The 19,274-nt window shown below is 49.2% G+C and carries 16 protein-coding genes, 3 tRNA genes, 1 other RNA gene and 1 other annotated feature; of the genes, 15 read left to right on the forward strand and 5 right to left on the reverse strand.

Translation table 11 applies throughout. The annotated features are described in order from the left end of the window. The first annotated feature begins 284 nt into the window (after positions 1-284). Complete coding sequence (gene guaB / locus KNO58_RS15100; RefSeq protein ID WP_214755161.1) at positions 285-1,748, forward strand: IMP dehydrogenase; 1,464 nt, start codon at positions 285-287, stop codon at positions 1,746-1,748. A 45-nt stretch (positions 1,749-1,793) separates the two neighbouring features. Here the strand turns inward: guaB and KNO58_RS15105 are convergent, their stop codons facing one another. The 3 genes from KNO58_RS15105 to pdxR all read right to left on the reverse strand — a co-directional run bounded on the left by KNO58_RS15105 (position 1,794) and on the right by pdxR (position 7,375). After that, on the reverse strand, positions 1,794-5,222 hold the full coding sequence (locus KNO58_RS15105; RefSeq protein WP_214755163.1) for an alpha-amylase family glycosyl hydrolase: 3,429 nt from the start codon (positions 5,220-5,222) through the stop codon (positions 1,794-1,796). Positions 5,223-5,360: 138 nt separating this feature from the next. Beyond that, positions 5,361-5,975 carry a class A sortase gene (locus KNO58_RS15110; protein ID WP_214755165.1) on the reverse strand — a complete coding sequence of 205 codons (615 nt, stop codon included), beginning with the start codon at positions 5,973-5,975 and terminating at the stop codon, positions 5,361-5,363. Further along, positions 5,972-7,375 (reverse strand): MocR-like pyridoxine biosynthesis transcription factor PdxR, encoded by a 1,404-nt coding sequence (gene pdxR, locus KNO58_RS15115; protein WP_214755167.1) that lies wholly within the window; start codon positions 7,373-7,375, stop codon positions 5,972-5,974. The genes KNO58_RS15110 and pdxR overlap by 4 nt, the downstream gene beginning before the upstream one ends. A 284-nt stretch (positions 7,376-7,659) precedes the next feature. Here pdxR and pdxS point away from each other — a divergent pair, with 284 nt between their 5' ends. The 8 genes from pdxS to KNO58_RS15155 all read left to right on the forward strand — a co-directional run bounded on the left by pdxS (position 7,660) and on the right by KNO58_RS15155 (position 13,683). Continuing rightward, positions 7,660-8,550 carry a pyridoxal 5'-phosphate synthase lyase subunit PdxS gene (gene pdxS / locus KNO58_RS15120; protein WP_021066746.1) on the forward strand — a complete coding sequence of 297 codons (891 nt, stop codon included), beginning with the start codon at positions 7,660-7,662 and terminating at the stop codon, positions 8,548-8,550. Between the two features lies 1 nt (position 8,551). Next, complete coding sequence (pdxT, locus tag KNO58_RS15125) at positions 8,552-9,130, forward strand: pyridoxal 5'-phosphate synthase glutaminase subunit PdxT (protein ID WP_214755169.1); 579 nt, start codon at positions 8,552-8,554, stop codon at positions 9,128-9,130. 87 nt (positions 9,131-9,217) lie between these two features. Further along, positions 9,218-10,462, forward strand: coding sequence for a D-alanyl-D-alanine carboxypeptidase family protein (locus KNO58_RS15130; protein WP_260570878.1), 1,245 nt, complete (start codon positions 9,218-9,220; stop codon positions 10,460-10,462). Between the two features lie 18 nt (positions 10,463-10,480). After that, positions 10,481-10,688, forward strand: a binding site (T-box leader). A 52-nt stretch (positions 10,689-10,740) separates the two neighbouring features. After that, a complete protein-coding gene (gene serS, locus KNO58_RS15135; protein WP_114167119.1) occupies positions 10,741-12,024 on the forward strand; it encodes a serine--tRNA ligase in 1,284 nt (427 codons plus the stop codon). A gap of 156 nt (positions 12,025-12,180) precedes the next feature. Beyond that, positions 12,181-12,271: transfer RNA gene (locus KNO58_RS15140), tRNA-Ser, on the forward strand. A 38-nt stretch (positions 12,272-12,309) separates the two neighbouring features. Further along, positions 12,310-12,400, forward strand: a tRNA-Ser gene (locus tag KNO58_RS15145). Positions 12,401-12,429: 29 nt separating this feature from the next. Continuing rightward, a tRNA-Ser gene (locus tag KNO58_RS15150) sits at positions 12,430-12,519 on the forward strand. Between the two features lie 165 nt (positions 12,520-12,684). Beyond that, positions 12,685-13,683, forward strand: a complete 999-nt coding sequence (locus KNO58_RS15155) for an HAAS signaling domain-containing protein (RefSeq protein ID WP_214755171.1) — start codon at positions 12,685-12,687, stop codon at positions 13,681-13,683. Positions 13,684-13,724: 41 nt separating this feature from the next. Here KNO58_RS15155 and KNO58_RS15160 read toward each other — a convergent pair whose 3' ends face one another. Then, positions 13,725-14,396, reverse strand: coding sequence for a deoxynucleoside kinase (locus KNO58_RS15160; RefSeq protein WP_214720484.1), 672 nt, complete (start codon positions 14,394-14,396; stop codon positions 13,725-13,727). Then, positions 14,393-15,028, reverse strand: a complete 636-nt coding sequence (locus tag KNO58_RS15165) for a deoxynucleoside kinase (RefSeq protein WP_029596452.1) — start codon at positions 15,026-15,028, stop codon at positions 14,393-14,395. Before KNO58_RS15165 ends, KNO58_RS15160 begins: the two co-directional genes overlap by 4 nt. Before the next feature lie 121 nt (positions 15,029-15,149). Here KNO58_RS15165 and tadA point away from each other — a divergent pair, with 121 nt between their 5' ends. From tadA to KNO58_RS15195, 6 genes are all read left to right on the forward strand, one after another. Further along, positions 15,150-15,650: a tRNA adenosine(34) deaminase TadA gene (tadA, locus tag KNO58_RS15170; protein WP_214720485.1), complete on the forward strand. Its 501-nt coding sequence runs from the start codon at positions 15,150-15,152 to the stop codon at positions 15,648-15,650. A 53-nt stretch (positions 15,651-15,703) separates the two neighbouring features. Continuing rightward, positions 15,704-15,972: signal recognition particle sRNA large type (ffs, locus tag KNO58_RS15175), an RNA gene on the forward strand. A gap of 94 nt (positions 15,973-16,066) precedes the next feature. Further along, positions 16,067-17,743, forward strand: coding sequence for a DNA polymerase III subunit gamma/tau (dnaX, locus tag KNO58_RS15180; protein ID WP_214755172.1), 1,677 nt, complete (start codon positions 16,067-16,069; stop codon positions 17,741-17,743). A gap of 15 nt (positions 17,744-17,758) precedes the next feature. Then, positions 17,759-18,076, forward strand: a complete 318-nt coding sequence (locus KNO58_RS15185) for a YbaB/EbfC family nucleoid-associated protein (RefSeq protein ID WP_021065286.1) — start codon at positions 17,759-17,761, stop codon at positions 18,074-18,076. 22 nt (positions 18,077-18,098) lie between these two features. Further along, positions 18,099-18,698, forward strand: coding sequence for a recombination mediator RecR (recR, locus tag KNO58_RS15190; RefSeq protein WP_021065285.1), 600 nt, complete (start codon positions 18,099-18,101; stop codon positions 18,696-18,698). Further along, positions 18,695-18,919, forward strand: coding sequence for a YaaL family protein (locus KNO58_RS15195; protein WP_214755173.1), 225 nt, complete (start codon positions 18,695-18,697; stop codon positions 18,917-18,919). The genes recR and KNO58_RS15195 overlap by 4 nt, the downstream gene beginning before the upstream one ends. Positions 18,920-19,274: the final 355 nt, after the last annotated feature.

Genomic DNA, 19,274 nt, shown 5'->3' on the forward strand with positions numbered 1-19,274 from the left:
GGGTCTCCCCCTGTGAGGATAGGACGTTGCCAGGCCAACGCGAAAGACGATCGAGCACCCGCTCGGTCGTCTTTTTTGTAGATTTTATTTCGAATCTGGATTCCTTTGCAACGCATATAAACTATTTCCGAACATTATCAGCGGAAAACAAATCAAACGAACACAATTCTGAACTTTCTGAACATCGTGAATTGAATTGCACTTTCGGGCTATACCTGTTACCATTACAGAAATATTTCGAAACAAAGATTCGGGTCCGATAGAGAAAGGGGCAATCGATTTTTATGTGGGAAAACAAGTTTGCAAAAGAAGGATTAACGTTTGATGACGTCTTACTCGTACCGCGCTTTTCAAATATCTTGCCAAGAGATGTGAATTTAAGCACTAAACTGTGTGAAGGTCTTGAGTTAAACGTTCCAGTCATCAGTGCAGGTATGGATACGGTCACGGAAGCACCGATGGCCATTGCGATGGCACGTCAAGGCGGCCTAGGTGTCATTCATAAAAACATGTCGATGGAAATGCAGGCTGAGCACGTCGATCGCGTTAAGCGTTCAGAGAACGGCGTCATCACGAACCCGTTCTACTTGACGCCTGAGCGTCAAGTGTACGATGCAGAGTACTTGATGAGTAAATACCGAATCTCGGGAGTCCCAATCGTCAATTCAGAAACCGAGCGCAAATTGATTGGGATTTTGACAAACCGTGATCTTCGTTTCATTAAAGATTACTCGACGGTGATTGCGGACGTCATGACGACGGAAAACCTCGTCACGGCAAAAGTAGGGACGTCCCTAGAAGAAGCTGAGCGCATCCTTCATCAACACCGGATTGAGAAATTGCCGCTTGTCGACGATTCAGGCGTGTTGAAAGGACTCATTACGACAAAAGACATTGAGAAAGTCGAACAGTTCCCACATGCTGCAAAAGACAAGCAAGGTCGTTTGCTCGTCGCAGCTGCCGTTGGTGTCACGAAAGATGCCGCATCACGTGCTCAAATTCTTGTTGATGCAGGTGTCGATGCATTAGTCGTTGATACGGCTCACGGACACTCAGCCGGTGTCATCGAGAAAGTGAAAGAACTTCGCGACATGTTCCCGACGCTTCCAATTATCGCTGGAAACGTGGCAACAGCTGAAGCGACGCGGGCTTTGATTGAAGCCGGAGCATCGGTCATTAAAGTCGGGATTGGTCCAGGATCGATCTGTACGACACGTGTTGTCGCCGGTGTCGGTGTACCACAAATCACAGCAGTATATGATTGTGTCACGGAAGCTAGAGAACACGGTGTCACGGTTATCGCTGATGGTGGAATCAAGTACTCTGGTGATATTGTGAAAGCTATTGCAGCTGGAGCTCATGCCGTTATGCTTGGTAGCCTTCTCGCAGGTGTGAAAGAAAGCCCAGGAGAGATGGAAATCTATCAAGGTCGTCAGTTCAAAACGTACCGTGGAATGGGTTCTGAGGCTTCGATGAAACGAGGCAGCCAAGATCGCTACTTCCAAGAAGCCGATAAAAAGTTCGTACCAGAAGGTATTGAAGGGCGCGTCGCTTATCGTGGCGAACTAGCCGATACTGTTTATCAACTCATCGGAGGTCTTCGATCTGGAATGGGTTATTGTGGGGCTGCCGATATCCGTGCGCTACGTGAGGACACTCAGTTTATCCGCATGACTGGTGCAGGGTTACAAGAAAGTCACCCTCACGATGTCCATATCACTAAAGAAGCTCCAAACTATTCACGCTAAACAACAAGCCGTTGTCTCTAAATTAGAGGCAACGGCTTTTCGTTATCATTTTTTTGACTTGGCCACGAGAATGACAGTACCACCATCATCCTGTGCAGGCAAGCTGACGGTTATTTTTCCATCTCGTTTGACGACGTACTGACGTCCGCTATAGCGGTCGACGAGCGTCGTTTTATGCTTGAGTTTTGTCTGGAACGTAATCGTTCGTTTGGCCTCTGTCGTATTCAAGGCCACGAGAACTGAATCCTTGCCATGTTTCCGTTCAAAGACAGAGTATCCTGTAGCAGAGCCACCAGCAACGACCGCACGCGTCCCTTTACTAAACACTTTTGAATAGTCGGCACGAATGTTGAGCAGTTTTTGGTAATGCGTATGCATCGCTTTCCCTTCGCCTTTGACTCGTTTCCAATCGAAGTCATAACGGTTTTCATTGAATTCGCCCTTATCCATATCCATCGCATGTTTTCCGGATTGTCCAACCTCTTCACCATAATAGATGACAGGCTGTCCTTTCGCCGTCATTTGAAGCGAGGCGGCGACCATATGCTTCCCTTCATCGCCTCCAGCACGTGATACGAGGAAACCGTCCTCGTCATGGCTGCTGAGGAATTGACCGAGTGTCGCTTCATTCGAGAGTTGCGTGTTGCGATATTGAAGCGCGCTCTCGACATCATCAATATTCCCGTTGATGAAACGTTCGGCTTGATATTTGAAATCAAAGTCGAGAAGTGAGTCCATCTGGCCACTCTGCAAGTAACCGCCCGTGTTGTTCACACTCGCACCGTAATGTTCACCAATCATTTTGAAATCCGGTTTGATAGCCGTCAATTCGTTTTTGAACGACTTCCATGTTGTGGAATCGACGTGCTTGACCGTATCGACGCGGAAATAGTCGATGGTGTTCCCTTTTTTCGTCTTCGAGCGCTTAATCCAGTCCGTCTGCCATTTGACAAGTTGTTGACGGACGGCAGCCTCTTCGGTCTTAAAGTCCGGCAGTCCGGAGAGAGACATCTTCAAGTCATCGCCATCGACTGGGTTCGAGCGAATCATGCCGTCGAAGACTTTGCGTTCTTTATTAGTAGGGAAGTTTGTGGCGCCCGTATCGACAGCTCCTGGTTCCATCCCATAGCCAGGATGGTTCAAGACGACGTCGACCATAATCTTGATGCCGCGAGCGTTCGCTTCGTCGATCAAACGATGGAATGCTTTCATGTCGCCGAGGTGCTCATCGAGTTTTTCGAAGTTTTTCGCCCAGTATCCATGATAGCCGTACTGTGATCCGTCTTTACCATAACGAAGATCCCAATCGATATTGTCGACAATCGGTGTAATCCAAATTGTGTTAATGCCTAGCTTATCCAAGTAATCGAGTTTCTTCGTCACACCGGCAAAGTCGCCGCCGTGATACGACTCAAGATGGTCTTGGTCATAATACTCACCGTTTGGATTGTTGTTCGTTTTATCCCCATCGTAGAAGCGGTCGGTCAGCATGAAGTAAATCCGTGCCTCATCCCAGTCGAACTCTTGCTTGTCTTTCATCGAGACCGGTCGGACCGTTAACGATGTTTTCGTCTTGTGGACGTTACCGTATTGGTCAATCGCAGTAATCGTTAAGAATTTATTGCCCGGCTTTACGGTATCCTTGACCGCGATCGTCTGCTTGTTGAGAGCCGGGTCGACTTCTAGTTTAGCCGGTCCGCCAAGAGGACGCGCATCGATGAACAGTTGACGTAACTTGACGCCTTTCGGCAACGTCGGTTTCACTTGGACGACCGCGTTCTCTCGATAGCTGAGGGCTTTCGGTGCCACGCTTGCCGCTAGTTTAACGTTTGGACGACGATACTCGACGCTCGAAGCCTCGAAGTAAGGATCCTTCACTTCGGTCGTGACGCCGTCTTTTGTGACAAGGAACGTATAATCATGTTTCCCTTCCGGTAATTTGACCGTATGACGGAACCATTCATTTTTTGCTTCATACGTCATCGGGTACGTCGTGCCATTGACTTTTAACGCGACACTGTCGATTTCATCGAGTTGTCCTGCTTCATACAACGCTTTGTCACGGTAGAAGAATGTGACAGCACCGTTTTCTAAAACCGGTCCTTGAATCGTAGGTACTTGGTGGAATGTCCCTTTGCCGCTCTCGACGACGACTTTCGTCACCCGGTCGCTCCCGAGTTTCACATAGCGGTCCTCTCCGTAACCATCTTTCACGGCCCAATCCGTGCCTTTACGGATGACAAAACCGACATTGGTCGCATCTTTTCCGACTGGGATTCGGAAGATGGCGCCGTCTTCGGTGATTTTATACGGGTCAACTTGACCATCTTTGGCACCCGTGCTCCACGTCCATAAGTTCCAGCCCGTGTAATCGTTATCGGCCCGGACGTACAACATCTCGATGTAGCGTTGTGTTTTCCATGGATCGGCGATTTCAGTGATGGTTTTAAAAGACGTCGTCAATGCCGGCAACGTCGTGTTCGACAGGTTGCCTTTCACGGCGTCCGCCGGTAGGGTGGCGGTATACGTTTGATTCAAACCGAGTGCCTCGGTTGGTGTGACGGTCACTGTCGATCCACTCGCTTCAGCCGTGAACGGTACAGCCGTCTCACCATTCATCAAACTGATGTTCGAGGCGTCTAGCGATACAGGTTCATTGAACGTCCATGTGATTGGGGATTTGATGTCCACTTGTTCCGATTGGTTGGCCGGCGTGACCGCTGTCACTTCGAGTTGACTGACCGTCTCGACACCGCTCAACGTGAAGGCTGGGCTATATACTGATTGTGTCGATGGCGTCGCCGAAACGTTCCAACTATCGGCGACTTTATTGGCCGTATTGCTTGGAATCGTGTCGAACGCACCGTGCTCGGTCGCGTTATTCCCGCTGAGTACCGTGAGAACCCGAACGGTATCCTCATTGCTTAGACCAAGCAGGGACAATGGAATTTTGCCTTCAAATCCTTTCGTACGATCAATGGCAAACGAGGCGCCGTTTAAGTTGCTCAAGTTTGCGAGCGGCGTGGATTTCCCTGCTTCATACAGAGCGGCTTCTTTTACCGACGTGTCACCATCGACGCGAAGTAAAATATGATACTGTGGTTTTTTATCAGTTTGGCTAAAGTTGAACGGATAGCCGAGCGGGTTAGTCGCGACGCCTGAATCTTGTTCATTGATTTGAAGAGCGATATTTATGTACTGACCATTGTCGCCCCAGTTCGGGACGTTGTTCGCATCCACATAAAAGTAAAGGTTACGCGCATCGTTCTGCAGATAGACGTCTCCTAAATCAAATCCTTGCCAACCTGCCTGTGGGGATGTGGCGAGCGCTGGCGTGTTCGTCCAATCCGTTTTTAAGCCATCAATCGAGATTGTCGCAGGCTCGGCCAATGCGTTCATTGGAACACCGGCTTGGATGAGGAGAACGGATGATAAAAGTAACGTGGTCGTCTGTCGTGCCGTTTTCTTCTTCATAAAGCACCTCTTTCATGGAATGTGTCGTCTACAGGGCAACGAATTGTCAAAATTGTGCAAACGGTTTCAGGAATAGTTTAGCTGAATATGTAAGCGCTCACAATACATTTTTTTAAAAATAATAAAAACGCCTATCGGTTAGAGAGGCGTTTGGTTCAAGAAGCGTCCTTTGACAATCAGGCGTTCGGTCGCATCGAACGTGCATGTGACGAGTGTAATCATCGGTTCTGTTGTCGGGTCGAGCACGTCGACCCGTGTCGGGGGAACGGTCTCAAGCGAAGTGACCTCGTACTCGAACGTATGTGTCATGTCGGTCAAGTAGATGGACATACCGACGTCGATGATGTGAAGCGGACCGAACAGGGCGGTCGGGCTTTGCGTATAGTGACCCGCGAGCGCATAGTTTCCGCTTCCCATTCGTTGGTCCGGATCCATCGTTCCGGCACCGACCGCCAAATTCTCATTGTCGAGCCCATATAAGATCGGGAGCTCGAGCTCGACATCTGGAATCGAAATGAGGCCGATGGTCGGTAAATCATGAAACCGATTGCGCACGGTGAGAAGTTGTTCCCATGATAACGGCTCGACGTTTGAAAACTCAAATTCACCGGCTTCTGGCTGTTTCGGTTGGATTTCGGCGGTCACTTGTTGACTGTTCCATGCCGTGAGTTGGTCTTTCCACCACGATTCCGATAACAGGAGTGTACCAATTAACAAGAGGAGCCCACCGATGACATAGCGTGACCGTTTCATCCACCTCGTCCTTTCTCAATGTTCCAACACGACATGAGCGCACTGACAGCAGCGGGCAACGTTTCTTCGGATAGGGCGGCGAAGCCAAATAAAAACTGAGGCATCGTGTCGCTTGATTCGATGCGATAGTCTGTCATCGCATTGATGCGGATATTCGAATTCTCGGCCAACCGTTTCAATTTTCCGCTCGTCTCGCTCGTCCGCACAGACAGGACGACGTGAAGGCCAGCGCTCGCCCCGGTGATTGAGACGGTCGGTTCATATGGTTTGAAGGCGGTGATAATGATTTCAAGTTTCCGGCGGTATGTCTTTCGCATCCGGTTCAAGTGTTTCTCAAAATCGCCGGTCGCCATAAATGCTGCCAACGTATGTTGTTCGAAACGGGGGACGCTGCACGTGAAGTGACGATAGCGTTCTCGATAGCGATTTAACAGCGGAGGCGGGAGTACCATATAACCGATACGCAAGGAAGGCATCAATGATTTCGAGAATGTGCTCAAATAGATGACACGCTCGTTTTGATCCATACTTTGCAAAGAGGGAATCGGTTTGCCGCTATAACGGAATTCACTATCGTAATCATCTTCAATCACATACGTCTGCCGCTCTGATGCCCAGTTGAGCAGACGTTGGCGCCGGCTGACCGATAAAATCGTACCGGTCGGAAATTGATGGGCCGGCGTGACATAGAGGGCATCAATGGATGCTTGCTCCACCAGGTCGACACGAACGCCGCTCTCATCGACAGGAATCGGGATGAACGTCCGCTGTTGGTGCGCGAACAGCTGACGAGTCAGTGGATAACCGGGATCCTCGATGCCGAACGTCGTAGTATCCGGCAACAGTTCTAACAATTGGGGCAACAGCTGCTCGGTCCCGGATCCAACGACGATCTGTTCGGGAGAACAATGCACACCACGTGAATGATAGAGATAGGTCGCAATCTCTTGGCGAAGGACGAAATCGCCTTGGACAGAGCCGAGTGACAGCAAATCGTGGTTTTCTTCCGACACGACTTGTTTTAAGTGCCGGCGCCAACGTTCGAACGGGAAAGCGGTCGTGTCGATTTGACTCGGATACAAGTCGAAGTCATATGATTTTTTCATCGGGAGCGGTTCTATGACGCTACTGCCGCGCCGGACGTACAATTCTTCTTGCGGTAATACATAGAAGCCTTTGCGTGGCAACGACTCGATGTATCCTTCCGCGAGCAGCTGGGCGTAGGCCAGTTCAACGGTCGTTTGCGAGACGTCTAAAAACTCCCCTAGCTTTCGTTTGGACGGAAGTTTCGTCCCGGTGGTGAGAGTATCGTCGACGATGGCTTGTCGAATGTGTAGATAAAGTTGTTCATATAATGGGACGCTCGAGTCAGCCTCGAGCGAGAACGTGAGCATATCCATGATGTGTCCTTTCTAGTCAGCCAAAGAAAAAATAGAGCACGAATCCGATGACGAGAAGGAGCGAGACCGCTCCTGTTTTTCCGAAAAAGCTTCGCTCCTGCGCGTCGTCACGACTGTTCCATTGTTCCATTTCATCATCTCCTTTAATCTTTACACCATTCGAGAATCGGGAAATGAAGTCCTTTGTTTAAACTGACCACTTCAAAAAATATAAAACTGGCACTTTCAATATAGTCAAATCAATTTATACTTGCAAGTAGACTAGCTTATTGGAGGGGATCCATTTGGAAAAGAGACAAGTAGGGACAGACAAAGTAAAACGCGGTATGGCCGAGATGCAAAAAGGTGGCGTCATCATGGACGTCATCAACGCAGAGCAAGCCAAAATTGCTGAAGCAGCAGGTGCAGTTGCCGTCATGGCACTCGAGCGCGTACCTTCAGATATCCGGAAAATGGGCGGCGTCGCGCGTATGGCCGACCCGACAATCATCGAAGACGTCATGGGTGCAGTATCAGTACCGGTCATGGCGAAGTGCCGCATCGGTCACATCGCTGAAGCACGTGTCCTTGAATCAATGGGGGTTGATTTCATTGACGAGAGTGAAGTATTGACACCTGCTGACGAAGAGTTCCATCTTTACAAACGCGACTATAAAGCACCGTTCGTCTGTGGCGCGCGGGACCTCGGTGAAGCATCACGCCGCATCGGGGAAGGTGCAGCGATGATTCGGACGAAAGGTGAGCCGGGAACAGGCAACATTGTCGAAGCGGTTCGTCACATGCGTACCGTTCAAGCCCAAGTGAAACGCTTGCTCTCGATGAGCATCGATGAAGTGATGACGGAAGCGCGTGACCTCGGTGCCCCGTTCGAAGTACTCATGCAAATCCGTGAAGCAGGGCGACTCCCGGTCGTCAACTTCGCAGCAGGCGGAATTGCGACACCAGCCGATGCGGCACTCATGATGCACCTCGGAGCGGACGGCGTCTTTGTCGGATCAGGAATCTTCAAAGCGGAGAACCCTGAGAAGTTTGCGCGTGCCATCGTTGAAGCCACGACGTACCATGATGACTATGAGCGTATCGCGCACTTGTCGAAAGGACTCGGCGAAGCGATGAAAGGTCTCGATGTCCGCACGCTCAAACAAGAAGAACTCATGGCACCGCGAGGTTGGTAAGATGACCACGATTGGTGTACTCGGAATGCAAGGTGCGATTCGTGAACACGTCCACATGCTCGAAACGCTTGGGGCAGATACGCTCGTCGTCCGCTCGGCCGATGACTTGAATCGAATCGATGGACTCGTTTTACCGGGTGGGGAGAGTACAGCGATGCGTCGTCTGCTCGATCGGTACGAGTTGCTCGAGCCGTTACGTGAAAACACGGAATTGCCGATGTTCGGAACGTGCGCCGGTTTGATTTTGCTCGCGACCGAAGTCGAAGGGTACGATGCGCATTTGCGTAAAATCCCGATGACGGTCAAACGGAACGCGTTCGGACGACAAGTCGATAGCTTTGAAGTCGATTTAGCGGTCAAAGGAATCGATGACGCTGTCGAAGCCGTGTTCATTCGAGCACCACAAGTCGCTTCGGTCGAAGCGAGCGTCGACGTGCTCGCCGAGGTCGAGGAAGCGATTGTCGCGGTTCGGTATGACAAGTATATGGCCTGCTCGTTCCATCCGGAATTGACAGCCGACTTATCGATGCACCGCTATTTCTTGGACATGGTTGAAGCGACGAAGCGACAACTCGCCTGATTGAAAGACTCCCTAGCAAATAGGGAGTCTTTTTCATGTGTTTTTTTGCTACACTGTAACGAGATACGTATAGAAAGGGGCAAGACCGTGAGACAAAGATGGATCGGATGGATGCTCATTTGGGCAATCCTTTTAAATATGATTGTGCCGACGGATGCATCGGCGGCACCTAAAGTCGACGCGACCGGCGCGATGCTCGTGGACATGACGACGGGACAAATCCTGTTCTCCCAAGAAGAGGACGCGATGCTCCCTCCCGCATCAATCACTAAGCTGATGACCGCTTTTCTCGTCCGGGAAGCCATCGAAGCGGGTGAGCTCAGTTGGAATCAGGAAGTGACCCCGAGCGACAAGGCGTTAGCGCTGACCCGAAAGCCAGGATTAGCTCGAATTCCGCTCGTCAATAAACCGTACACAGTGAAAGAACTTTACGATGTGGCGTTGATTCGTTCCGCGAACGAGGCAGCGGTCACATTAGCCGAGGCCGTCTCTGGTTCGGAAGGGGTGTTCGTGAAGAAAATGAACGAGCGGGCGACCGAACTTGGTATGACTCAAACGACGTTCGCCAATGCATCGGGACTCGACTCGGTGTCAGCGGGACGCCCTGGGGAGAACCTGACATCGGCCAACGACTTGATGATGCTCGCTTTGGCGTATTTGACGAAATTCCCAGAGGTTCTCGATGTGACGAAACAAGCGTATGTCGATATCGACGGCGTCCGCTTTGAAGCGACGAACCGGATGCTCGCCGGTCGTGATTTGGCCTATCCGGGTATGCTCGGTTTTAAAACCGGCACGACCGATGATGCCGGGTACTGCTTCATCGGCGTATCGGCGCGAGATGGACGCACCGTGCTGTCGGTCGTTCTCGGAGCGAAGACCGATCAAGGACGCTATACCGCGACTAAGGCGCTACATGACTATGCCTATGGCGATTTCGTCTTAACCCCGATTTTACGGACCGGTGAAATCGTCCCAGCGACGCTGCATGTCGCCGAAGGTACAGTCGAGTCGGCAAAAGTGCGCACGACGTCAGCCTTTGAAGTGCTCGTTGAAAAAGGACAGACCGTACCGGAACCGACGTATGACCTTCCTGATACGAAAGCCCCAATTGCGGCCAATCAACAAGTCGGGACCGTCACGATCGAGCCTTCCGGAAGCGTCCGGTATTTAGACGGTGAACTTCCACCTAAAGGAACGCTCGTCGCGGCCGAACCAGTCGAGATGGCGTCGTTTTTGACACGCATGACGCGTGCCTTCTCGGACTTTTTAGATGAGATTCGACTCGTTCTCGGAAAACTGAGCCTTGTCGATAGAGTTGAGATGTTGTAAAGTAAAACTAATTCAATGACAGATGCAATGATGAGGAAAAGTACGTTACGGTCATCTACTGACAGAGAGCTAGTGGTTGGTGCAAACTAGTGGGATGGTGTAACCGAATCGGCCTCGGAGCATTGGCTTGGAAACAAGTCACGTTACGCACACGTTACGTGCATCGAGTGGCCCGATTTCGGGCAACGAGGGTGGCAACGCGGATCCAAGGTGGTTCGTCCCTTTCCTACGGGAAAGGGGCGTGCCACCTTTTTATGTGAAAAAAGGAGGAATAACGAATGTTAGACATTAAACGATTACGAACAGATTTTGAAGAGATTAAAACGAAGCTAGCTCATCGCGGCGAGGATTTGAGTGCGCTCGATCGTTTCCCGGAGTTAGAAGAGAAACGCCGCAACTTGATCAATGAGGTCGAAGTGAAGAAAGCGAAACGAAATGAAGCGACGAAGCAAATTGCGGAATTGAAACGCAATAAGCAAGATGCGGATGGACCGATTCTCGAGACACGCCGTCTCGGGGATGAAATCAAATTGCTCGATGAAGAGTTGCGTGAAGTCGAGGCCGAGCTGAACTTGATTCTCCTCAGCATCCCGAACATCCCGCACGAATCAACGCCGATTGGTGAAACGGAAGATGATAACGTCACGATCCGTGAAGTCGGAACAAAACCGACGTTCGAATTTGAACTTAAACAGCATTGGGACGTCATGGAAGACTTGAAAATCGTCGATGTGGAACGAGCAGGGAAAGTGACCGGCAGCCGGTTTGTGTTTTATAAAGGGCTCGGCGCCCGACTCGAACGTGCCCTCATCAACTTCATGATGGATATGCATGCCGATGAACATGGCTATTCTGAAGTGCTTCCTCCTTACATGGTCAACCGCGACGCGATGACCGGGACGGGACAACTTCCTAAGTTCGAAGAAGACGCATTTAAAGTGGCGGACACGAACTACTTCCTCGTCCCGACGGCAGAAGTCCCGGTGACGAACATGCACCGTGACGAGATTATGACGGAAGATCAGCTTCCGATCACGTACACGGCGTATAGCGCTTGTTTCCGTTCAGAAGCGGGATCAGCCGGACGCGACACGCGTGGGCTCATTCGTCAGCATCAGTTCAACAAGGTTGAGCTCGTCCGGTTTGTGAAACCTGAAGAATCTTATGAACAACTCGAACTATTGACGGGCCACGCGGAAGAAGTGCTCAAACGTCTCGGTCTCCCATATCAAGTGCTTAGCATGTGTACGGCAGATCTAGGCTTCACGGCTGCTAAGAAATATGACATCGAAGTGTGGATGCCGGCGCAAGGGATGTATCGTGAAATCTCATCTTGTTCGAATTTTGAAGACTTCCAAGCGCGCCGGGCCGGAATCCGTTTCCGTCGCGAAGCGAACGCGAAACCAGAATTCGTCCATACACTCAACGGTTCTGGCCTCGCAGTCGGACGGACTGTCGCTGCGATTTTAGAGAACTTCCAACAGGCTGACGGTTCAGTCGTCATCCCAGAAGTATTACGTCCATATATGGGCGGCGTCGAGAAAATTGAAATGCCTCAGTAATGAACAAATTAGCTCGTCTGAACCGGATTGTTCAGGCGGGATTTTTTTCGGTTTTTTTTAATGTTTTTTCACAAAAGGGTTTGACATCTGTCTGCCAAGTTGGTACTATAAATCATGTCGAGCGAGATGTTTGCTCACCAATTGTATATGAGCTTTGGAGGTGTACCCAAGTGGTTTAAGGGAACGGTCTTGAAAACCGTCAGGGGTGTAATAGCCTGCGTGGGTTCGAATCCCACCACCTCCTCCATTTTTATTTTTGGAGGCTCAACAATTTCATACTATTTTGGAGGTGTACCCAAGTGGTTTAAGGGAACGGTCTTGAAAACCGTCAGGGGTGTAATAGCCTGCGTGGGTTCGAATCCCACCACCTCCTCCACTTTCTTTTTTTTACACTTTTTTAAGCCTGGAGTTGTACCCAAGCCCGGCTGAAGGGGACGGACTCGAAATCCGTTAGGAGTCGTAAGGCTCGCGTGGGTTCGAATCCCACCAACTCCGCTTGTTTTGGCATCTGCATAGGCAGATGCGTTTTTTTATGGTCGCAGACTCCGGTCTGCGGCTTTTTTGTTTGTGTCAATCTAGCGAAAATCAACTAATTCGTTAATCAATCGGGAATCTTAATCATATAGACTGTGATGGCGCAAAAGGAAGGAGAGGAGCGTCATGGATTGGATTGACGTATATATTGATGAGGTCCTACGGCACGTTCCACCGAAGCGGCGTGAGGAAGCCGCTGCCTCGGTTCGGCAATCGATTGAGTCAGCGTTGCCCGAACAACCGTCTGAGGCAGACGTGAAACGGGTGTTAGCAGAGATGGGGCATCCGGCCGTTGTGGCCGCGCGTTATAAGGAAGGGCAGTATGTCATCGGCCCACGTTTTTTCCCCGTGTATGTGACTGTCGTTAAGCTTGTCGTTCCCATCGTCTTAGCTGTCGTTTTCTTTGGGCTTGTATTCGCTAGCATGCCGACGTTCTCAGGACCGCTTATGCCGACAGTCGGCACCTTTTTGACGAACATGTTCGATGCGTTATGGGATGTTGGGATTCAACTCGTGTTTTGGATTACGCTTATCTTCTTTTTGATTGAGCGCTATGCACCTGATAATATACCGGCGCCAGACATGAAGTGGGATGTGTCGAAGCTGAAAGAACGGGTGAAGGGCGGTCGAATCGGTAAATTTGATGCGGGATTCGGATTATTTTGGACAGTGGTTTGGTTTGGGGTGTATCTCAACGCCGAACGCTTGCTAGGAATCTATGAATCGACGAGCGCTGGTTTCGCGATGATCACGCCAATCTTCAATCAGTCGTTCTTACTAGAAGTGATTTGGTTGTTCGTGACCGTCATTTTGCTTCAAGTCGTACTCGGGGTATGGAAATGGATCAAAGGGCATTGGACGTATGCGCTCGCTTCGTTTAATTTGGTTTATAATCTCGTCTCGGCCACGTTCATCATTTGGATGGCGAGTTCTCCGCAGTTGTTCGATTCACGCTTTTTGAATTGGCTGGAGACGAATGTCCCGAATGGGGTCAATTCGTTTGGATGGGTATTCGGTTTGGTCGTGGCCATCACGATTGTGGCAACCGTATTCGATTCCATCGATGGATTCCGAAAAGCTCGGAAGACACCGACGTATCGGAAATCTCATATCGCCCACACATAAAAAGAAGGTGCACCGCTCAAGTGAGCAGTGCACCTTCTTGTTTATCTGACTTTCGCTTCGCGAGCGATCGTCAATTGTTTCTCGATTTTCTCAAGGATAAGTTCGACCGAGTTCGGGTCGTTAATCAAGTCATACTCTTCGATTGAGAGACGAAGTACCGGGCAAAGATTGAAGTTGTTGATCCACTCCGTATAGCGTTCGTACATTTCTTCCCAATACGTGATTGGTGTTTGTTGCTCCATCTCACGTCCGCGCATTTGAATGCGGTCGAGCACTTGCTCGAACGAACCTTCGAGATAGATGAGCAAGTCAGGATGCGGGAAGAACGGAGTCAGCACCATTGCTTCAAACAAACTCGAATACGTCTCGTAGTCGGTTGGAGACATCGTCCCTTTTTCGTAGTGCATTTTGGCGAAGATGCCTGTATCTTCATAAATCGAACGGTCTTGGATGAAGCCGCCGCCGTATTGGAAAATCTTCTTCTGTTCTTTGAAGCGTTCCGCCAAGAAATAGATTTGGAGGTGGAAGCTCCAACGCTCGAAGTCATGATAGAATTTATCGAGATAAGGGTTCGTATCTACTTTCTCAAGTGAAGTGCGGAAGTTGAGGGCGTCGGCAAGTGAGTTCGTGATTGTCGATTTACCGATTCCGACCATTCCACCGATCGTGATGATCGTGTCATTCGGAATGTTATATTTTTCATTCAGCGTCATTTGATTTGTGCTCCTTTAGTCAATTCTAATTCACGTTCGATCGTTGCGAGGACGTGCGTCAAATCATCCGGGTTTTGGACGAAGTCGAGCTCATCTCCACTGAACGAAAGAATCGTCACTTCGGGGTGTGTCGCGCGGTATGATTCGATAAACGTTTCATAATCGCGGGCGAGCTGTTCGAGGTAGTCGCGAGACATATTCTCTTCTACTTCACGTCCACGCAAAGCGACACGTTTCATCAACGTCTCGATGCTGGCGTGTAAGTAGATGACGACATCAGGCTTGGGCATATCGTGTGTCAAAATCTTGTAGATTTGCTCATACTTGTTCAAATGAGCTGGTCTCAGGGAACGGTGGGCAAAAATCAAGTTTTTGAAAATATGATAGTCCGAAACGACGGATTGCTGTTGACTCAAGTGGTGTTTGTGGATATCGTCTAATTGCTTGAAGCGATTGCAAAGGAAAAACATTTCCGTTTGAAAGCTCCATTCGTCGATATCTTCGTAAAACTTGCCGAGAAACGGATTCTCTTCTACAATTTCATTCAGCATCTGCATTGAAAAGTGCTGACTGATGATATGGGCCAGTGACGTTTTCCCGACACCAATCGGTCCCTCTACCGTTATAAACATATGATGTCATCCTCCATTATCCAAAGTGCAAGTTCCATTCTAGCATACAATGAAGTGGATAGGGCGAGCGAAATGATTTTCATTTTTTTTCATAATAAGTGATCAGAAACGGAGTGTGTATATGGAACGAGATGAACGATTTATGAGGCTCGCCATAGAAGAAGCAAAGAAGGCGGAAGCAATCGGCGAAGTGCCGATCGGATGCGTCATCGTTAAAGGTGATGAGGTGATTGCCGCGGGTCATAATCGCCGAGAAACGGACTTATTGGCCGCGGCCCATGCCGAAATGATTGCGATTGAACAGGCGAACCAGGCGCTCGGCAATTGGCGTTTGGAAGATTGCGAACTGTTCGTCACGTTAGAGCCTTGTCCGATGTGCGCGGGGGCCATCGTGCTGTCTCGTGTGAAACGTGTCATCTTTGGTGCCCATGATCCGAAGGGAGGGTGTTGCGGTACGCTCATGAATCTCGTTCAAGACGAACGCTTCAACCACCAAGCCGAAGTGACGGAAAATGTTTTAGCAGAAGAATGTGGCGAGTTGCTGACAGTCTTCTTCCGAAACCTCAGAGAAAGGAAGAAGCAGGCGCGGCTTGAACAGAGAGGTTGCAACCCATCTGATTAAACAGTATAATGTAATAGCACTCAACGTAGTGCCTAACTTCATTTACCCATTTGCCGTGCTAGGCGGGGAGGTAGCGGTGCCCTGTAACTCGCAATCCGCTATAGCGAGACTGAATTCCGATTCGAGGGAGTGCATTGGTGTGGCCTGTCCTCGTGTAAGTGGCGTTGACGTCTGAGTCCTGCGCAACGGTCACCCATGAACCAGGTCAGGTCCGGAAGGAAGCAGCCTTAAGTGGTGACGTACCGTGTGCCGCAGGGGTGCTTGGGCCGAGCAAACTGCATGAGTAACGCACATTGACGTGCTTTCAGAAATCGGTGCGCGGCAGATTTATTTAATAACTTCAATCTACGGCCCCAGGGTTGTAGATTTTTTTGTATGATGAAATAGAGAATGTAAGGAAGAAAGGAGGCGGGGACATGGCGTATCAAGCGTTGTATCGGGTTTATCGTCCGCAGTCGTTCCAAGAGGTTGTCGGTCAAATTCATATCACACGTACGATTCAAAATGCGTTGCTTGAAGAACGAATGTCACATGCCTATTTGTTCTCGGGTCCACGAGGGACCGGTAAGACAAGTTTGGCGAAAATTATCGCGAAAGCCATCAACTGTGAGACAGCACCCACACGAGAACCGTGTAACACGTGCCCGACTTGTATCGCCATCACGGAAGGGACGAGCCCGGACGTGTTTGAAATCGATGCGGCTTCAAATAATGGGGTCGATGAGATTCGAGAAATTCGGGATAAGGTCAAATATCCGCCTTCTCAAGCGCGTTTCAAAGTATATATCATTGATGAAGTGCACATGTTGTCGACCGGTGCCTTCAATGCGTTGTTAAAAACGTTGGAAGAACCGCCGGCGCATGCCATCTTTATTTTGGCGACGACGGAACCGCACAAAATCCCGGCGACGATCATCTCACGTTGCCAGCGCTTTGATGTGAAACGGCATGAAGTCGGTCAATTGCAAACACGTATGGCATATATCTTGAACGATCAAGATTATGACTATGATCCGGAGGCGCTCAAGCTGATTGCCCGTGCTGCCGATGGTGGGATGCGCGATGCACTCAGCCTACTCGATCAAGCGCTCGCTTTTAGCGATGGCCGTTTGACCGAAGACGCTGTTCTAGAAGTGACCGGCGCGGTAACGGATGATGCCCTGCTTGATATGGCTTATGGCCTACAACAGAAGCAACTCGATCAAATTTTGAGTACGTTGGAAACGATGCTTCGTGAAGGTAAGGATTTGAAGCGATTCATTGAAGATCTCGTATTCGTTCATCGTGATGCTTTATTATTAAAGGCTTCACCTCAAGCCGTCGATTTACTCGAACGCGCCCGTCCGACAGAGACGTTCCGACAATTTGTTGAAGCGACGTCGACGGATGAACTGTTCCAAGTAATTGAAGAGTTGAATGACTGTCAGCAACAGATGCGATTATCGAACCATCCGAAAGTCTTAGTTGAGTTAACGTTTATTCGGATTGCCGAACAAGGACGGACGATGACAGAGCAGATGAAACAACTTCAAGAGCAAGTCCGTGAACTGAGTCGCGAGTTGAATGAAGTCAAGAAAACGGGTGTCCCTGTAGCAGAAGCGACGGCGGAGAAACCGAAAGTTGCCAAGCGAACTCAAATTCGAGTCCCGAAAGAACGCATTCGTCAATTATTGCAACGAGCGGAACGCCAACACTTAAACGCAATCCGTGATAGTTGGGAAGACATCATGGGGAACATTCGCACGCAAGACGGTCCGATTTTTGCACTGTTCTATGAGAGTGAGGCTGTGCTTTGTGCTAGTGACACCTTACTGGTACAATTTAAAGATGGGATGACGTGGCATTACGAGCAGGTTAGCTCGAACGGTCGTACGCGAGATGTGATTGAACAAGCCTTATTCGAAGTGACGGGGATTCGTCGAGAAATCATGGCTGTACTCGAGACCGATTGGGTTGAGTTGAAGAATGAGTTCATCCTTCGTAAACAAGCTGAACGTTCGGATCATAAGGAAGAGGAAGTGGATGAAGAAGATCCACTGGTCTCAAAGGCTCTCGAACGTTTCGGTGACGTCGTTGAAATTGAAGAAGTTTAAAAGGAGGCGCTCTACATGCGTGGAATGGGAAACATGAACAACATGATGAAGCAAATGCAGAAAATGCAGAAGGATATGGCGAAAGCCCAAGAAGAATTAAAGGACTTAACGGTTGAAGGTACAGCAGGCGGCGGCATGGTTAAAGTGGTCGTCAGCGGACATAAAGAAGTGCTTGATGTCATTATTGCTGAAGATGCTGTCGATCCAGACGACGTCGAAATGTTGCAAGACCTTGTGTTGGCGGCGGTCAACGACGGGATGAAACAAGCTGACCAACTAGTTAATGATAAAATGGGACGTTTTACGCAAGGGATGAACCTTCCAGGTTTTTAAGTGAAGAAAGGAAAGATGCGAGTTGCAATACCCTGAAGCGATCGGACGTTTGATTGAAAGCTTTACAAAATTGCCGGGCATTGGTCCGAAAACTGCTATCCGTCTAGCGTTCCACGTACTTGATATGGAAGAAGACGATGTATTGACGTTCGCTAAGGCGCTTGTCAGTGCTAAGCGTGATATTAAATATTGTACGGTGTGTGGACACATTACAGATGTGGATCCATGTGCCATTTGTACAGATTCGCATCGTGATGAGACGGTAGTCTGTGTCGTTCAAGATTCTAGAGATGTGATTGCGATGGAGAAGATGCGAGAGTACCGCGGGAAGTATCATGTCTTGCATGGGGCGATTAGTCCGATGGAAGGAATTGGTCCTGAAGACATTAACGTTTCGAGTTTGTTAACGCGTCTCCAAGAAAATGAAGCAATTAGTGAAGTCATTTTGGCAACTAACCCGAACATTGAAGGGGAAGCGACTTCGATGTATCTATCTCGACTTTTAAAACCGACGGGTATCCGTGTAACGCGTCTTGCTCACGGGTTGCCCGTAGGTGGCGATTTGGAATATGCGGATGAAGTGACATTATCTAGAGCGATGGAAGGTCGACGGGAACTATGAAGTGGTTTCGTAAACCTTTACGCTATGGTTACGATCAACGTTTTTTGTCGGAGTTGTTAGATGCTAAGGCAAAGTACGAATCGAAACGTCACATTCTTGAAGTGAGCATCGAAGATACCGGTGAGTTAGCAGCCCAAGTAAAACAAGCGGAAGCACTGTACTTCTTTTATTTGAAAGAGGCGAAGCAACGCAATGTTTCACTTTCTAGCTTGAGGTCGTGAGGCGAGATATTCCATCTCGCCTTTTTCTATGCTGAATCACGTTAGGCTATACCGATTATTTTTTCTCTATATAATGAAGGAACTAGAATTATATCTCGAGATTTAATCTGGTAGAGACAAGACATGAAAAATAATTTAAAGTTTTTCTGAAAAAGCTATTGTGCAATTAAAGTTTTATTGATATATTAATAGACGTCGCCGAGAGCGGTTTTAAAAATCGAAAAAAAGATATTGACTTCCAGTTAATAGCTTGTTAAGATATTTAAGTCGCCAAGAAACGACAGACGAACTTTGAAAACTGAACGATGAGGCAAAAAAAGTTTTACCATTTTTGAATGAAGCGCAAGCTTCGTCA

This window comes from Exiguobacterium sp. J17977 (genome assembly GCF_018616375.1).
Taxonomy (GTDB): Bacteria; Bacillota; Bacilli; order Exiguobacteriales; family Exiguobacteriaceae; genus Exiguobacterium; species Exiguobacterium mexicanum.

Coding starts and splice junctions, on each gene's coding strand:
- tadA (WP_214720485.1), top strand. CDS start 15,150: ATGGAACGAGATGAACGATTTATGAGGCTCGCCATAGAAGAAGCAAAG.
- guaB (WP_214755161.1), top strand. CDS start 285: ATGTGGGAAAACAAGTTTGCAAAAGAAGGATTAACGTTTGATGACGTC.
- KNO58_RS15185 (WP_021065286.1), top strand. CDS start 17,759: ATGCGTGGAATGGGAAACATGAACAACATGATGAAGCAAATGCAGAAA.
- pdxR (WP_214755167.1), bottom strand. CDS start 7,375: ATGGATATGCTCACGTTCTCGCTCGAGGCTGACTCGAGCGTCCCATTA.
- serS (WP_114167119.1), top strand. CDS start 10,741: ATGTTAGACATTAAACGATTACGAACAGATTTTGAAGAGATTAAAACG.
- KNO58_RS15155 (WP_214755171.1), top strand. CDS start 12,685: ATGGATTGGATTGACGTATATATTGATGAGGTCCTACGGCACGTTCCA.
- dnaX (WP_214755172.1), top strand. CDS start 16,067: ATGGCGTATCAAGCGTTGTATCGGGTTTATCGTCCGCAGTCGTTCCAA.
- KNO58_RS15110 (WP_214755165.1), bottom strand. CDS start 5,975: ATGAAACGGTCACGCTATGTCATCGGTGGGCTCCTCTTGTTAATTGGT.
- pdxT (WP_214755169.1), top strand. CDS start 8,552: ATGACCACGATTGGTGTACTCGGAATGCAAGGTGCGATTCGTGAACAC.
- KNO58_RS15105 (WP_214755163.1), bottom strand. CDS start 5,222: ATGAAGAAGAAAACGGCACGACAGACGACCACGTTACTTTTATCATCC.
- KNO58_RS15195 (WP_214755173.1), top strand. CDS start 18,695: ATGAAGTGGTTTCGTAAACCTTTACGCTATGGTTACGATCAACGTTTT.
- KNO58_RS15160 (WP_214720484.1), bottom strand. CDS start 14,396: ATGACGCTGAATGAAAAATATAACATTCCGAATGACACGATCATCACG.
- KNO58_RS15165 (WP_029596452.1), bottom strand. CDS start 15,028: ATGTTTATAACGGTAGAGGGACCGATTGGTGTCGGGAAAACGTCACTG.